Source organism: Microbispora sp. H11081 (assembly GCF_012999535.1).
Classification (GTDB): Bacteria; Actinomycetota; Actinomycetes; order Streptosporangiales; family Streptosporangiaceae; genus Microbispora.
Genome location: NZ_JABBWV010000015.1, coordinates 94,451 through 110,640 on the forward strand (window position 1 = coordinate 94,451; position 16,190 = coordinate 110,640).

The 16,190-nt window shown below is 73.5% G+C and carries 11 protein-coding genes; 5 read left to right on the forward strand and 6 right to left on the reverse strand.

Annotated features, from left to right (window positions below):
* The first annotated feature begins 5 nt into the window (after positions 1–5).
* The 3 genes from HHX31_RS28395 (at position 6) to HHX31_RS28405 (ending at position 8,092) form a co-directional block, all read left to right on the forward strand.
* Positions 6–3,368, forward strand: a complete 3,363-nt coding sequence (locus HHX31_RS28395; RefSeq protein WP_169951916.1) for a glycosyltransferase — start codon at positions 6–8, stop codon at positions 3,366–3,368.
* A gap of 96 nt (positions 3,369–3,464) precedes the next feature.
* Complete coding sequence (locus HHX31_RS28400; RefSeq protein WP_169951917.1) at positions 3,465–6,455, forward strand: bifunctional glycosyltransferase family 2 protein/CDP-glycerol:glycerophosphate glycerophosphotransferase; 2,991 nt, start codon at positions 3,465–3,467, stop codon at positions 6,453–6,455.
* Complete coding sequence (locus HHX31_RS28405) at positions 6,452–8,092, forward strand: glycosyltransferase family 39 protein (RefSeq protein ID WP_169951919.1); 1,641 nt, start codon at positions 6,452–6,454, stop codon at positions 8,090–8,092. Before HHX31_RS28400 ends, HHX31_RS28405 begins: the two co-directional genes overlap by 4 nt.
* Positions 8,093–8,104: 12 nt before the next feature.
* On the opposite strand, the gene HHX31_RS28410 is transcribed toward HHX31_RS28405, so the two are convergent.
* A complete protein-coding gene (locus tag HHX31_RS28410) occupies positions 8,105–9,688 on the reverse strand; it encodes a stealth family protein (protein WP_169951920.1) in 1,584 nt (527 codons plus the stop codon).
* Between the two features lie 155 nt (positions 9,689–9,843).
* Between HHX31_RS28410 and HHX31_RS28415 the strand changes: the two genes are divergently transcribed.
* Positions 9,844–10,734, forward strand: a complete 891-nt coding sequence (locus tag HHX31_RS28415) for a CDP-alcohol phosphatidyltransferase family protein (RefSeq protein ID WP_169951921.1) — start codon at positions 9,844–9,846, stop codon at positions 10,732–10,734.
* 122 nt (positions 10,735–10,856) lie between these two features.
* Positions 10,857–11,897: a sulfotransferase gene (locus tag HHX31_RS28420; RefSeq protein WP_169951922.1), complete on the forward strand. Its 1,041-nt coding sequence runs from the start codon at positions 10,857–10,859 to the stop codon at positions 11,895–11,897.
* 235 nt (positions 11,898–12,132) lie between these two features.
* On the opposite strand, the gene HHX31_RS28425 is transcribed toward HHX31_RS28420, so the two are convergent.
* From HHX31_RS28425 to HHX31_RS28445, 5 genes are all read right to left on the reverse strand, one after another.
* Positions 12,133–13,032 (reverse strand): pyridoxamine 5'-phosphate oxidase family protein, encoded by a 900-nt coding sequence (locus HHX31_RS28425; RefSeq protein WP_169951923.1) that lies wholly within the window; start codon positions 13,030–13,032, stop codon positions 12,133–12,135.
* Complete coding sequence (locus HHX31_RS28430; protein ID WP_169951924.1) at positions 13,032–13,475, reverse strand: VOC family protein; 444 nt, start codon at positions 13,473–13,475, stop codon at positions 13,032–13,034. Before HHX31_RS28430 ends, HHX31_RS28425 begins: the two co-directional genes overlap by 1 nt.
* Positions 13,476–13,602: 127 nt before the next feature.
* Positions 13,603–14,190 carry an ABATE domain-containing protein gene (locus tag HHX31_RS28435; RefSeq protein ID WP_169951925.1) on the reverse strand — a complete coding sequence of 196 codons (588 nt, stop codon included), beginning with the start codon at positions 14,188–14,190 and terminating at the stop codon, positions 13,603–13,605.
* A 46-nt stretch (positions 14,191–14,236) separates the two neighbouring features.
* Positions 14,237–14,443 carry a hypothetical protein gene (locus HHX31_RS28440; RefSeq protein WP_169951771.1) on the reverse strand — a complete coding sequence of 69 codons (207 nt, stop codon included), beginning with the start codon at positions 14,441–14,443 and terminating at the stop codon, positions 14,237–14,239.
* On the reverse strand, positions 14,433–16,184 hold the full coding sequence (locus tag HHX31_RS28445) for a PspC domain-containing protein (RefSeq protein WP_169951926.1): 1,752 nt from the start codon (positions 16,182–16,184) through the stop codon (positions 14,433–14,435). Before HHX31_RS28445 ends, HHX31_RS28440 begins: the two co-directional genes overlap by 11 nt.
* Positions 16,185–16,190 lie beyond the last annotated feature (6 nt).

Genomic DNA, 16,190 nt, shown 5'->3' on the forward strand with positions numbered 1-16,190 from the left:
AAGCCATGCCCCGCCTGAGCGTGATCGTCCCCATCTACGACGTGGAACCGTACCTCGCCGGGTGCCTGGCCTCGGTCGCCGCGCAGACCTGGGAGGACGTCGAGGTCGTCATGGTCGATGACGGCTCGCCGGACGGCAGCGCCGCGATCGCCGCCGGCTTCGCGGCGCGGGACGACAGGTTCCGGCTGGTGAGCCAGGCCAACGCGGGGCTCGGCGCGGCACGCAACACGGGGGTGCGGCACGCGACGGGGGACTACCTGATGTTCCTCGACAGCGACGACCTGCTACCCGCGCACGCCCTCGAGCACCTCATGGCGTCCCTGGAGCGTACGGGGTCGGACCTCGCCACGGGCAACGTGCTGCGCCTCGACGCGCGCGGCGCCCGCCAGTCGGCCATGCACAGGGCCGTGTTCGCCGACGCCGCCGCGGCGACCCACATCACCAGGACGCGCACGCTGCTCCGCGACCGCCTGGTGACCAACAAGCTGTGGCGCCGCTCGTTCTGGGACGCCCACGGGTTCGCCTTCCCCGAGGGCGTGCTGTACGAGGACATCGCGGTGGCGCTGCGCGCCCACTTCCTGGCGCGGTCGGTGGACGTCCTGCCCTCGCCGGTCTACGTGTGGCGGCGGCGCGAGGACGGCGGCCGTTCGATCACCCAGGACAAGGCCCGGACCGCGCATCTGGAGGACCGGTTCGCCGCCGTGACCCAGGTCCGCCGCTTCCTCAGCCAGCACCACTTCACCGCGCACATCCACGCCTGGGACCACGCCGTGCTCGACGGCGACCTCACGAACTTCCTCGACGTGCTCGACCAGGGCACCGCGGAGTTCCGGGAGCGCTTTCTCGACCTCGCCGGCCGCTACCTGGAGGACGTGGCGCCACCGGTGCTCGACGGGCTGCCCGCCCTGCGGCGCCTGCAGTGGCATCTGGTGCGCCTGCGCCGCCTGACCGACCTGCTGGACGTCCTGGCCTGGGACCGGGAGGTGCGACCCGACCGGCGGCTCGTCCGCAGGATGGGCGGCCACCATCTGAACGTCTCCCTCCCGCGCTCCGCCGACATCCCCGCCACCGTCACCAAGGCCAGGGACGAACTCGTCCCGCGTCACCGGATCGACGCGGTCAGGTGGGAGGACGGCGTGCTCGTGGTGGAGGGCCGCGCCGCCCCGCCGTACCTGCGCCCCACCCGGCGCGTCCACCAGCAGGTCTTCGCGACCCTCGTCCACGAGCGGACGGGACGGCGCGTCCGGGTGCCCGCCTCGGTCACCAGGGCCCGGATCTCCACGAAGTCGAAGGAACGCGACTGGGGCGGCTTCCGGCTGGCGATCGACCCGGCGGCGCTGGCCAGGCCGGGCCGCCTCGGCCGGTGGCACGTTGAGTTGCGCGTGCTCCACCGGGGCGCCCTGCGGCGCGGACGGCTGACTGATCCGCGCGTCCCCGTCCCGATTGTCGAGGGGGCGGGGTATCGCGCCGTGGGCCCCGACCACTACGTCGCGCCGCTCCTCGGGGAGACCGGCGACCTCGTGCTCCGCGCCGAGCGGGAGACCGCCCGGGTCGTCACCCACGAGGTGCGGGACGGCCGCCTGCGCCTCGTGGGCCACGTCGTCAACGACCTCGGACCGAGCCCGGTGCTCCAGGTCACCCGGCGTCCCGGCGGCGTTCCCCGCACCTGTCCCGTGCACGTCGACGGGCGGACGTTCGAGGCCGTCGTCGACCTGCGCGACCTACTGCCCCCGAGCCGGGCCGCCGCGTTCCGGGAGCTCGTGCCGGCGGAGGTCGCCGCGCCGGAGGCATGGTGGGAGGTCACGGTGGTGGCCGCCGACGGCGCGGTCACCCCGGTGACCCTCGCCGAGGACGTGCCCACCGGCCGGTACGGCCTGGCCGGCCGGGAGATGGTCGTGTCCAGGGACGGCACCGGCGGCCTGGTCCTGCGCGACCAGGCCGCCGCGGCGTACGCCGACCTCGCCGAGTGGCTGCCCGGCGGCGAGTTGCTCCTGGAAGGCGGCCTCACCGTGCCGCACGAGATGTCGGCGCTGGTGGTGACCGCGCTCGACGCAGCCCCCTGGCGCGGGGAGCGGCTGCTGCCGATCGAGGGCGCGGGGAGCCGGTTCAGGGCCCGGCTGACGCCCGAGCGGGTGTGCTCGGCCGCCGGCCCGTTGCCGCTGCCGCGCGGCCGGTACGCCCTGTCGATCCGGGCGCGCGCCGCCGGGGGAGGCTGGACCGATCTGCCCTTGGAGCTCGACACGGAGGTGCCGGCGCCCCACCAGACGGCCCGCCGTACGTTCGGGATCGCCACGTCGGGTCCCGGCAGGGCCGTGCTGACCGTGAGCGGCGACCTGACCGCCGACGAGCGCGGCAGGAAGGCGCAGCGGGTGCTGCGCGCGACGGCCTATCCGCAGATGAGGGACAGGTCGCTGCGGGACGCCGTCCTGTTCGACGGCGGCGCGGGCACCCGTTTCGGCGGCAGCCCGAGGGCGGTCTGCGAGGAACTGCGCCGCAGGGGGGCCGACCTGCCGCTGCTGTGGAACGTGCGCGACGGCCAGGTCGCCCTGCCCGGCGACGTGGAAGCGGTGCGCACGCTGGGGCGGGAACACTACGAGGCCCTCGCCCGGTGCCGCTACGTCGTCACCGACGCGCCGCTGCCGCGCTGGTTCAGGCGCAGGCCGGGCCAGGTGGTCCTGCAGACCTGGCAGGGGTCCGCCCACGGTGGCGGTGACGCCCGTGACGATGTCGGGGCGGGTCAGTGGACCCATCTCCTGTCCCCAGGCCCGCGGTGGACGCCGTCGCTGCGGGGGACGCCGGGCTTCGGCGGGCAGGTGTGGGAGACCGGCCTGCCCTGCGACGACCTGCTGACGGGCCCCGGCGCGGAGGAGCGCGCCGCCGAGGTGCGGCGCCGCCTCGGTCTGCCGGAGCCCGCCCGCGTCGTGCTGTACGTCGCGGGGGAGCACGACACGCTCGACGCGGGACGCCTGGCGGACGGGCTGCCTGAGGACCACGTCCTGCTGGTCCGCCGGCTCTCGGAGGCAGGGCCCGACGAGGCGCGCCTGCGGGACGTCACCGGCCATCCCGACCCGCACGAGCTGTACCTCGCCGCGGACGTCCTCGTCGCCGGGGACGTGGCGGCCGTGTTCGACTTCGCCGTGACCGGCCGGCCGGTGCTCCTGCACGCGGGCCGGCCGCAGGACCTGTGGCTCCTTCCAGAGGCGCCGGGGCCGGCGCTGCGGCGCGAGGCCGAGGTGCTCGACGCGGTCGCACACCTCGACGAGGTCGCCGACAAGCACCGGGACGCGCACGCCGCCTTCCTGGCGAGGCATCGCCCGATGGCCGACGGCCGGGCCGCCTGCCGCGTGGTTGACGGCCTGTTCGGCTGACCACGCCGCATACGCGGGTCAAGAACCGGCAAAGCGACCGTAAGGCATCGGGGATGGGCCGGGTGGCGCGCCGCCGGGCGTCGGCATCCTGACGGCGTGACGGTGCCTCCCAGCCTCTCGGTGGTCGTCCCCCTGTACGGCGGGGAGGAACACGCCGAGGAGTGCCTCGAATCCCTGCGCGACCAGACCCTGGACGACCTGGAGGTGATCCTGGTCGGCCGCCCTAGAGGCATTCGCCCGCCCGACCACAGGTTCACGCTCCTCACGCTCGGCGACGGCGGCGACGACCCCGGCGTCACGCGCAACACGGGCGCGGCGTGCGCCACCGGGCGCTACCTCGCCTTCGCCGACCCCGGCTCGGTCGTCCCCGCGGACGCCTACCGCGCGCTGGTCCGCGCACTCGACCACACCGGCTCCGACCTCGCCTGCGGCAGGATCCGCACCTGGACGCCGTACGCGCGGGACACCGCCTCGAAGGCCAAGGAGCTCCTGCGCACCCACATCACCCGGCATCCGAAGCTGCTCGACGACCCGCGGGCGGGGGGCACCGTGTTCCGCCGCGAGTTCTGGAACCGGCACGCCTTCGCGTTCCCGGCGGGGCTGGGTGAGGACTTCCCTGTGACGATCCCCGCGCACGTGCTGTCCGCGTCGGCCGACGTGCTCGGTGACGTGGTCTGCCTCACCCGCGGGTCCCGGCCGCCCGCCGACCCCCTGTGCCGCCTGCGGGCCATGCTGGAGGTGTCGGACCTGCTCGGCCGGCACGCGCCCGCGCTGCGCACGGCGTACGACCTGCGACTGGCCGAGGGGCCCGACCTCGACGCGGTGCTGGACGCCGTGCGCGACCACGTCCCCGACGGGATCGCCGAGGCGCTGGGCCGCCTCGACCCCGGCGCGGTCGAACGGCTGCCGGTCCTCAGGCGGCTGCGGATCCACCTCGCCGCGCACGGCATGACCGGCGAACTGGCGGAGCTACGGACGTTCACCGAGTCGGAGATCAGGCACCGGGGCGTGCTCCGGCGAGGGCTGCGCCGCCGCCGCTGGTATCTCGACTATCCCTTCAGGCGCGACCCCCGGCTTCCGCGCTCGCTGTTCGACGCCACCCGCGACCTGCGGCTCGTCGCCTGCGTGGACGACGTACGCCACACGGAGGACAGGCTCGTCGTGGCCGGGCACGCGTACATCGCCCATCTGGACAGCGGGCGCAGCCGGATCGATCTGTGGCTCCAGCGGGGCGAGGAGCGCATCACCCTGCCGGTACGGCGGACGGCCAGGCCCGACGTGACCGCGGACTCCCGGCAGTCGGTCGCCTGCCACGACGACTCCGGCTTCGAGACCGTGGTCGCGCTCGACGCGCTGCCTCCCGGCCGCTGGGCGCTGCACGCGCGGGTCCTGGCCCGGGGCGTGACCAGGACCGGGCGGGCGGCGGGAGGCCCGAGCGAACGCGTCTTCGACGCGGGAGGCGTGCGCGTCAGCCTCACCCGCGACCGCGGGCTCACCCTCGGCCCCGGCGCCGCCGGCGACCCCGATCCAGGCGCCGGTCGCGGTGTATGCGGCCGGATAAGCGCGGTCAGGTGGACGGAGTCCGGCGAGTTGGTCCTGCAGGGGACAGGACGCCCGCCGGTCGGCCGGATCGTCCTGGAGTGCGGCACGGAGCGGCACGCGTGGCCCGTCCGCCAGGACGAAGCGGTGCGCACGGTCCGCGAGGACGAGGCGGCGGGGCCGGGTTCCGAGGACGAGACGGTGTGGACGGTCGCGGTCGGCGCGACGGCCGAGGGACTTCCGCTCCGCAGCGGCACCTGGCGGGTCCTCGCCGTGACACCGGACGGCGGGGAGGAGCGGGTGCGCCTGAGCCCGGCGCTGATCGCCGACCCGCCGAGGCCGCGGGTCACCGGGTTCCACGAGGTCTCCGTCCGCACCTCGCGCGACGGCGACCTGAGCCTCGCGGTGCGGCCCGCGCTCGGCCCGCACGAGCGCGGGCCGTACGCGACGCGCAGGCGCCTGGCCGCGGCGGGGTCCCGGTCGCGGGGGCGCACCGCTCCGCGGAACGCGGCGCTGTTCGACAGCTACGGCGGCGGGCAGTACTCGTGCAATCCCCGCGCCGTCTCCGAGGAACTGGCGCGCCGCCACCCGGACGTCGAGATCGTCTGGGTGACCAGGGACGGGCAGTTCGCGGTGCCGCCTGGCGTACGGCTGGTCCTTTTCGGCTCGCGCGAGCACGAGGAGGCGCTGCGCACCAGCCGTTTCGTCGTGGCCAACCGGCGCACCCAGCCTGGCTGGTACCGCAAGCCGCGGTGGCAGACGTTCGTGCAGACCTGGCACGGCACGCCGCTCAAGCGGCTGGGGCTCGACCTGGAGGGCATGCCGTACGCGCGACGGGTGCCGCGCGACGAACTGGCGCGGCAGGTGGCGACCTGGGACCTGCTGCTGTCGCCGAGCCCGTTCGCCACGGCGGCGCTGCGGCGGGCGTTCGGCTACGAGGGGGAGATCCTTGAGTCGGGTTACCCGCGCAACGACGCGCTCTTCGACCCCGCCCGCGCCCGCGCGGCGCGGCGGCGGCTGGGGCTGCCCGACGATCGGCGGGTCGTCCTCTACGCGCCGACGTGGCGGGACGACGAGCCCGTGGGGCGGCTCGCGCTGGACCCGGTCCGGGCGGCAGGGGCGCTGGGCGACGACGACGTGCTGCTCGTGCGGGCGCACTACCTGGTGGCGCGGGACATGACGATCCCGGCCGGAGACCGCATTCGCGATGTCTCGAAATTTCCAGACATGGCGGATCTCCTGGCCGCCGCGGACGTGCTCGTCACCGACTATTCGTCGGCCATGTTCGACTTCGCGTGCACCGGGAGGCCCATGGTGTTCTTCGCCCACGACCTGGAGCGCTACCGGGACGAGGTGCGCGGCTTCTATCTCGACTTCGAGGCCGAGGCCCCCGGGCCCGTACTCAGGACCGGCGACGACGTGCTCGACGTGCTGCGCGACGGCGACCTCGGACGCTTCGCGGAGCGCTACGAGCGATTCGCCCGCACGTACTGCCCCTGGGACGACGGGCACGCCTCGGCGCGCGTGGTCGCGCGGATGCGGTCATGACCCGCGCGCCCCGGCGCACCGCGCCGCCGTCGCAGCCGTCGTCCCGGTCGTCCGCGTCCCGGTCGTCCGCGTCGCGGTCCGCCGAGTCGCCGGAGCGGCCCGGGTGGCGTGACCTGCCCGGCGTCGTCACCGTCACCGTCGTGCCCGCCGTCGTCGCGCTGGCTGCCGGGCTGTGTAACCTCGGGGGGCCGCCGCCGTGGCGGGACGAGGCGGCCACCATCAGCGCGGCCGGCCGAACCCTGCCCGAGCTGGCGCACCTGCTGCAGTCGGTCGACGCCGTGCACGGCCTCTACTACCTGGTGGCGCACGTCGTCGCCGACCTGTCCGGCACCGGTGAGGTGGCGCTGCGGCTGCCGTCGGTCGTCGCGGGCGCGCTGGCCGCGGCGGGGACCGGCGCGCTCGGCCGCGCCCTCGGCTCCCCCCGGGCGGGCCTGTACGGCGGCGTGCTGCTGGCCCTCATGCCCATCTTCTCCAGGTACGTCCAGGAGGCCCGGCCGTACTCGCTGGCGGCCGCGGCGGCCGTGGGGGCGACCCTGCTGCTCCTGCGCCTGGTCAGGTCGCCGACGTCGGGGGTCCTCGCGGCGTACGCGGCGGCGCTGACCGTGCTCGGCTACCTCAACCTGTTCGCGTTCCTGGTCGCGGCGGCGCACGGCGTCGCGCTGATCCTGTCCAGGGGACCACTGCTGCGCTGGGCGTGCGCGGCGACGCCGGCGCTGGCGGCCGTGGCGCCGCTGGCCTGGCTCGGCTCCCGGCAGAGCGAGCAGGTGGACTGGATCTCCCCGCCGGACGCGTCCGACGTGGGCAGGCTGGCCGTAGAACTGTTCGGCGACCTCGGCGGGGCGACCGGACCCGGAGTGGCCCCCCTGACCTGGGGGCTCGCGATCTTCGGCCTCGCGGGCGCCGCCGTCGCGGGCGTACGCGGGGCCCGTGCCGCACGCGGCGCGGACGAGCCCACGGCGCGTCACACGCCGGAGCCTCCCGCGGAGGCCCCCGCCCACGCGCCCGGCGGGCATGGGGCGCTCGTGCGGCTGACGCTGCCGTGGCTGCTGGTGCCCGCGCTGGTGCTGCTCACGATCTCCTGGACGGGCCATCCCGTGTACGTGTTCCGGTACGTCTTCTGCTGCGTGCCGGCGGCCGCGCTGCTCGCGGGGGCGGGCCTGGCCGCGCTGCCTCCCGGGCTCGCCGCCGCCGTGCTGGCCGCCTGGCTCGGGCTGTCGGTTCCGGGGCAGTTCGCCACGCGCGGGCCGGACGGCAGGCAGGATGATCCCCGGCCGGTCATGGCGTTGCTCGCGGCCGAGGCGCGGCCGGGCGACGGGGTGCTGTTCGTCCCCGCCAAGGTCAGGAAATACACCATGGTCTACCCGTCTGTCTTCGGCAGGCTTAGTGACGTGGCGCTGGCCCTGTCACCGGAGCGGGACGGCAGCTTCCCCGGCCGCGAGACGGGCCCCCGGGCGCTCGCCGCCCGGCTCGACGGGCTGCGCACGCTCTGGGTGGTCGGGCACACCGGCAGGCACACGATGCCCGCCCGCCGGCGCGCCCTGGTCGCCCGTTCGTTCACCCCGGCCGGCCACTGGACCTTCCGCGGCCTGTTCGTCGCCCGTTACCTGCCCAAGGACAGGCCGGAACCGTCCCGCTGACTCGACTCGGTCTCAGCGCAGCTCGAACGGCGCCGGGGTGGGGAAGTACGCCTCCAGGAAGCGCGCCAGCAGGGCGTCCTGCTCGACGGTGGTGGGAGCGGTGTCGTTCAGGCAGAACACGTCGTGCCTGCGCCGGGCGAGCATGCGGCGGAGCTTGGCGGGCGTCTTCGGCAGCGACAGGTCGACGTAGGTGTAGTCGACGGTGCCGGGGACCGCCCGCCCGCTCAGGTAGCCGTAGTAGTGCGCCAGCGAGGACACCACGGAGATGTCCCGCGACGTGCGGAACCTGCTGCGGGCGGTCGCGGTGAACTCCGCCGCGAACCGCTGCTCCAGTTCGTACATCAGCGACCGGCGCAGCGCGTACGGCACGTGCTTGAGCTTCTGCGTGATCGTGCGGCCGGTCAGGTCCTCCAGGATGCGCCGGTTGTTCATGCCGGCGGCGTGCACCGGCGACTCCTCGGTCTCCGGCACGCCGAACGGCACGTGGACGGTGCTGGGAAAGAACCGGGTGATCCCGTTGCCCTCGAAGAACGTCCGGGGAGGCAGCGGCCTGCCAAGGAAGAAGTCGTCGTTGAAGTAGAGGAAGTGCTCGCTGAGCCCGTCGATGTGGTGCAACTGGGTCTCGATGGCGTGGGAGTTGAACACCGGCAGCACCGACGGGTCGGTGAAGATGTCCTTGTGGTCGACCACCGCGACCATCGGATGCGTGGTGTCGAGCCACGGCGGCGTCTGGCCGTCGGTGACGATCCACACCCGGTTGATCCACGGGGCGTACATCAGCAGCGAACGCAGCGAGTAGCGCAGCTCGTCCCTGCTGGTGAAGCGCGCCTCGGTGGTGGCCATCTCGCTCAGCGGCCCGCCGGCGCGCAGCGACTCGCCGCGCTCTGCCTGGTCGCGGCGGGCCCGCCAGGCCGGGTCGGCGCCGTCCACCCACGTGTAGACGGCGTCGATCGGGAAGTCGATGTCGTCGAGCAGCCGCCTGGCGAACTCGGGCCGGGTGCGGTAGACGCGAGCCCGGCGGGTGGCGCACGCCAGCGGGGTGAACAACTCCTCGCCGCCGTCCACGTCGGTGCCCTCCACGGGCACGCGGTCGCAGGCGGGGTTCGGCCTCGGCGCGACCAGCTCGTCACCCTCACGGGCCCAGAACTCCAGGTCGCAGCCGTTCTCCGGGCCGAGCGTCAGCGTGCGCGAGGGGCTGGCGAAGTACATGGCCACCCGTACGACCCTGGCGTCGCCGAGCAGCGCCGCCGCCCGCCGCAGCGGACGCATCCGGCCCGCGTCCGCCTGGCGCGCCCGCGGGCCCTGCCTGCCGTACGGCTGCCGCGCCGCGAACAGCGGGTGGTCGCCGGCGGCGAGCGCGGTGAGCGCGCGGGCGCGCGAGTCCTCCGGCACGGCGACGACGGGCGGCCGGTTCGGCAGCGGCCTGACGCAGAAATAGGGCACGCCCGCCCCGTCCAGCAGGGCGCACACCACGTCCAGCGTCTCGCGCTGGGCCTGCAGCGGACCCGCGTCAGGGCGGATGAGCGCGGCCCGCGGCGCGGGCTCCCATGACGGCAACCGCCCCTGCAGCCGCCGGTACAACGTGACAACGGGCATGGTCTCCCCCTCGAACACGGACTGTAACCGATCGGCGACCGTATTGGCGCACGGTTTACCTACCTGTGGAAGACGGTCAAGAACCGGCAATGAGATGCCCTGCCTGTTACCGAAGAGCAGGCCAACGGCTACCCGTTGTAGTCATTCTTGCCTGCATGGGGGGCTTCACGCTGAACGACATACTCGCGACACGCAAGCCGAGGGACTCGTGGTGGACCGTCTTCATGGTCGATCCGCTCGCCTGCCGGCTCGCGCTGCTCGTGGCTAACCACACTTCGATCACGCCGAACGGGCTGACCAGGCTGTCCATGCTGATCGGCTTCGCCTCGGCGGCCGCGTTCGCGGAGGGCATGCTCGTCGCGGGGGCGGCGCTGTTCTACCTCAGCTTCACGATCGACTGCATGGACGGGAAGATCGCCAGGCTCAAGGGCACGGGGACGCCCTTCGGCCTGTGGCTCGACTACGTCGGCGACCGGCTGCGGGTGGTCTGCTGCGCCTTCGGGCTGGGCTTCGGGGAGTACTCCCGGACGGGCGACGCCGATGTGGTGCTCGCCGCCGTCGGCGTCGTCGTGCTCGACCTGTTCCGCTATATCAACGGCCCGCAGCTGAAGCGGGTCAAGGACGCCACCCGCGCGCTGGTGGAGGCGCGGCTGGATGGGCAGTGCGTCCTCGCCGAGAGCGTCCTGCGCGGCAGGCCGCGGGCGGAGCTCGGCCAGGCCGCCGCCGAGTTCGGCCAGGTCGCCGACGAGACCGGCGCCACGGTGGTCGACCTGCAGAAGGCGTTCCACGCCCGCTTCCCCTGGTACGACAGGTTCCGCGTCTTCCTGGTGCGGCGGCGGGTGCGCACCCACGTCATGAGCGGCATCGAGTTCCACGCCGCGGTCTTCGTCGTGGCCCCGCTGCTCGGGCCCGCGGCGCTGGTGCCGGTCTCGGCCGTGGCCGGCGCGCTGCTGCTGGCGTTCGAGATGAGCCTGGTCTACCGCGTCTGGCTGGCGTCGCGCCAGGTGCCAAGCTCCGCCGCCGAGAGAGAGAAGATCCTCGTCTGACCTGGCCTGCTCGGCCTGATCCACCAGCTCGTACGGCGTGCTGCCGTAGGACTCGCGTCATGAGCCGCGCCCGGGGGCGGTGGCCCTGACGTCCGGAAATTTCACCACGGGGGATAGAACTCATGCATTCGGACAGACCTGTCTTCGTCGTCGGCTGCCCGCGCTCCGGCACCACCATGCTGCAGCTCATGCTGCACTCGCACCCGCGCATCGCGGTCCCGCCGGAGACGCGCTTCCTCGTCCCGGCCTACTTCTCCCGCCGGGCGTACGGCGACATGCGGCTGGCCGACAACCGGCGCAAGCTGGCGACCTGGATCGCCGAGGGCCGCACCACCAAGTTCCACGAGCTCGGCCTGAGCCGTCCCGACTTCGTCCAGGCCGCCATGCTCGGGCCGGGCAGCTTCGGCTCGGTCATCGGCATGGTCTTCAAGTCCTACGCCGAGCGCTTCGGCAAGCCGCGCTGGGGCGACAAGCGGCCCAGCTACTACCGGCACGTCGAGATGCTGACGCGGATGTTCCCCGACGCGCAGTTCGTCCACCTCGTCAGGGACGGCCGCGACTGCGTGGCCTCGCTCAAGCAGATGCCCTGGTACAAGGCGGACGCCGTACACGCCATGGCCAACTGGGCCGAGGCGATCGACTTCGGCCGGCGGCACGCCCGCAAGCTGCCTGCCGACAGCTTCTACGAGCTGCGGTACGAGGACCTCACCGCCGACCCGGAGACCGAGCTGCAGAAGCTGTGCGTGTTCCTCGGCGAGGACTACGACCCGGGGATGTGCGACCCCCGCCACATGGCCGAGCTGGCCGTGCCCAAGCACAAGGTGTGGCACAGCAACACCCACGAGGAGGTGACCACCGCCCACTCGGGCAAGTGGGCCTCCCGGCTGGAGCCCTGGGAGATCTCGCTGTGCGAGGAGGTGCTCGGCGAGCGGCTCACGGCGTACGGCTACGAGCTGAGCGGCGCGCGCAAGGCGGACCGTGACCACGTCGCGGCGTTCAAGGCGGCGGCGGCCAAGCGCCGCGCGGCGCGGCTGCGCAAGTACAACCGTGACCGGCTCACCCGGCTGCGCGAGCCCGGCCCCCTGGCGGCCCTGCTGACCGAAGGCCAGCGCCGCCTCGCGGGCCTCCCCCAGCAGCGCACCCCCGAACTCCTCCCTCACTAACCCCCCTAGGGCGTGATCTTGGAGTTTGTCGCAGAAAACCCGCCTACCTGGGCCGATACCCTTCGTGATCATGCAGAAATCGGTGGATGTGCCAGCTGGCCTGCGCGTGTGCCTTTCGTGATCTTGCAATTGCAAGGTCATGAAAGGCGTCCGCGCAGATGGGAGGCCCTCGTCGGCAAAAAGTGCAAGATCACCAAGGGTATCGGCGCAGGCCAGGGCATATCTCTGCGACAAACTACAAGATCACACGGGGGGTGTTGGTGGTCGCTGGGGGGTTGAAGCGGGAAAAGTCCTCGAAGGCCCAGCGCAGCGGGCTCGCGCCGTCGATCTGGAGCACGCGCTCTACGTCGAACTCCACGAGCCGCTGGGCTCCCGGCACACCGCGAGGGTCCCACTCGACCTGCGCGCTGCCGGTCAGGTGCAGCGCGTCGCCGGTGGTCCAGTCGAGGAAGAGCAGGCCGGCGGCGGGGTTCAGCTCCAGGTTGCCGAGGGTCATGTACATCAGGTTGCCGGCGTAGTCGGGCCAGACGAGCCGCCGGTCGTCCACCACCTGGACGAACCCGGGGTTGCCGCCCCGGTGCGAGACGTCCGAGCCGAGCCCGGGCGCGTGCGTCGCGACGAAGAAGGTGTCGGCGTTCCCGATCCACTCCCGCTGGGCGGCCGACAGACGGTCTCCTGACCGAGCCGCCCGCTCACCCGGCTCCAGGTCGCCGATGATCGTACGCCGCTGCAGATACTTCGGGCAGTTGGCGTACACCTGCTCGGTCCGTACGCTCAGGCGGTCGCCGTCCCGCCGGGCGCGGCCGTTGATCCGCATCCGGCGCCGCGACCACGGCTCGATGGCCAGCATGCCGATGTCGCGCTCGTCGTCGAACAGCCCCGCGAGCGGCGCGCCGGGTACCGCCTCGACGAGGATCGCGCGGTCGCCGGCCGCGGCGACGAAGCCCGCGGGACCGGTGAGCGGCGCGGCCCACACGCGGCCTTCCCGGTCCTCCGCGCCGATCACGACCATGCGCTGGGACTCCAGGAACCGCGCCGCCACCTCTGGGATCTCGGCCCGTACGCGGGCCGATCCGTGCTCGGCCAGCCGGACGCCCGCCCGGCGCTGGACCGCGATCTCTCCGGTGTGCCGCATCAGAAGAAGCCGCAGGTCGGGGCGTCGGACCGGGGTGCGGGGCGCTCGTCGGCGCCGCTCGGCGCGTAGATCTCCAGCCGGATGCCGTCGGGGTCCTCGAAGAACACGCCGCCCGAGGAGGCCCCTTCGCCGTGCGGCACGATCCCGCCGTGGTGGATCGCCGCCCCCGTCTCCCTGATGACGGCCTCCGCCCTGCGTACGGCGTCGATGTCCGGCACCTGGAAGGACAGGTGGTGCAACCCCGGCAGGCCGGGTGCGAACGTGCCCTCGCTCTGCTGCCACAGCGTCAGCACCAGCGTGCCGTCCTGCGCGAGGAACGCGTACCGCCGTGCCTCGTCGGCCGACTCGCCGGTTACGTCGAAGCCGAAGACCTTCCGGTAGAAGCCGACGGACCTGTCGAGGTCGGAGACGTTCAGTCCGATGTGTCCCGTGGTGAAGCTCATAGCCGTTCCCCTTGCTATTTCTAACGGATGGTTCCGTTAGAAGATGAGGGCAGGCTAATGGAACCTGACGATAAAGTCCATTAGGAGTCTGGCGGGCCGACCACGCGAGGAGTGAACGCGCGGGGGATCAGGTGTTCTTGTGCTGCCGGTAGTGGCGGGCCGCGCGGGCGCGGTTTCCGCAGGCCACGGAGCACCACTCCTGGCGCGGGTGCTCCTTGAGGAAGTACAGCACGCACCTGGGCGCCGGGCAGGTGCGGAGTTGCTCCCGCCGCGGCCCGGCCAGCAGGTCGATGGCGGCGGCCGCGAGCGTCGCCCGGAGGCGGGCCGAGTCGTCGGCGGCCCTGGAGGGCAGCATCCGGGCGCGGGGCCCGTCGCCGGCCGGCCATTCCAGCCGGGGAGCGACGGGCATCGCCGCCGCGGTGGCGTTGACGAGATCGAGGGAGGGCTCGAAGGCCGGCAGCCGGGCCGCGTCCGCGCCGCTCGGCGGCGCGGGGGAGACGGCCCGCGCGAGCAGCGCGCGGATCGCCTGTCGCAACGCCACGACCTCGTCGAGCATCTCCGTGGTCGCGGCGAACGTGCCGGGGTCGACGCCGAGATCGGGCGCGTGTTCCCGGACCCAGGCGGTCAGGCCGCCGACGTCCTCCAGCGCGTCCACGGGTCCTGAGCGGTCCGCGCGGACGGTGCTCACGAATTCCAGGGTCAGCAGGGAGGACATCGCGTCAGTCTAACGCGACCGTCCGGCTCCATCCATGAGAACGCCGTCAGCGGCGGATGATTTTGGCGAGGATGGCGACGAAGGCCGCGAAGCCCAGTCCTCCGACGATGATGGGCGCCATGACGACCGCGTCGGGAACGGGCCCGGCCAGATAGCGGATGCCGATGCCGATGAACAGCAGGCCGCACAGCAGGGACATCCAGTCCGTACGGTGTGTCCGGCGCGGGCGCTCGGGCTGGATCTCACGCTGCACGGCGCACCTCCACGTCGCCGACCCCCGCCTTGACGTGCAACTCGATCGTGGGCGCGTCGCCCTCGACGGGCGTCTCGGGCTCCAGGACGCGGTCGAAGCGCACGTCCGTGCCGCCCTCGACCCTGTGGTCGATCTTCACCTCGCCCAGCTTGGCCGAGCCGAACACCTCGACGCGGGCGGTCGCCGGGACGATCACGGTGAGCTGTCCCAGCGACACCGAGGCGTCGAACCTGACCCGGGCGCCCGGCTTGAGCGCGATGTCGCCGAGGTCGAGCTTGCCCTGGCCGATCCCCAGTTCGTACGTCCCGGGCGACTGGACGGTGCCGACGGGGTGCCAGACGAAGCTGCCGACCTTGCGGGGGATGCCGTTCACCGTCGAACTCCCCACCAAAACGAGGGCCACGATCGTCCCGGCGGCGACCAGCCCCGCGCCCCGGCCGAACCACGTCGCCACCAGCAGGCCGGCTCCGATCGTGACGAGGACCGCCCCGCCGACGACCGGCAGGCCGACCGAGCCTGAGCCGGTCCGCTCCAAGGTGACCATGATCCCTCCAACGATCAGGGCGAGGCAGATGGTGAGGACGCCGATGAACGACCTGGGGCGCTTGGGCTTCGCGGGCCGCACGGGCGGCGGCGCGGGTGGCGCGTAGGGGGACGGCGCGTAGGACGGGTGCGCTTCCCGCGTCATGTAGGGGCCGTGCGGGGCGAACGGCTCTCCCGACCCGTATCCCTCGCTCCCGGTTCCGTGTCGCCACGTGCCTTGCCTGGCGTCCCGGGCGCCGCTGGGACCGTACGCGACCTCCCGCGCCTCGCGAGCGAGATCGGACAGCCGCCGGTAGCCGTCGGCGGCCGGAGGCGCGGGGACGGAGGGTCCCGGTGCTCCGGAGGCCCAACCGGCCGGCGCACCCTGGGCGTGGCCGGATTCCGAGGGGGCGGGCTCCGCGGCCAGACGGGAGACCGGCTCGGCGGCCGGCGGGGCGACGGGCTCGAAGGGCCGGGTCGGCGGGCCGGCGTCGGCGCGCTCCGCCGCGTCGCCGGGCACGGCCTCCTGGACGAGCGTGTGGTCCACGGCCGTGTCCTCCCTCCTGTCGTCCGAGGCCGGACCGGGGGTGACAGGGGCGTCCCCGGCGGGGCCCGGCGGCGGCGGAGGCGGGGTCTGCCGCAGCGGCGCTCCCGCCCCGGGCGCACCGGCGCCGTACGGCTCCCAGCCGGGCGGCGGAGTGGGGGGCGCGAACGGCGCGAACCTCGGGGCGGCGCGGGTCATGCCGCGCCGTCCGGTCGCCCGGTCGGGCATCGACTTGGCCATGGTCAGCAGGTCGACGCCGCGCGCGTGGGCGGCCATCAGCACGATGGCCAGCAGCGTGCCGACCACGATCGTGCCGCGGTTGATCCCCCCGGACGCGACGTTGACGATCAGGCCGAACGCGAAGACGGCGGCGAGCAGCGCGAGCACGGTCTCGGCGTCGAACAGCCGCCGGGTCCACTGCTCCAGATGGCCGGGGCCGCCGTCCGGCCTGCGCATCAGCAGGAACGCCGCGACGTACAGCATGACGCCGATGCCGGAGGCGAGGACCAGCACAGCGAAACCGACCCGGAAGAGCACGGGGTCCATGCCCGTGAACCTGCCGAGGCCCGCGCAGACCCCTGTGATCATGCGGCCGTCCCCGGAACGGCTCAGCGCCTTCTCGGGCTCGGGCGGGCCTGCGGGGTCGGGAGCGGGGGTGGATGGTGCCTCGGTCATGGTCCC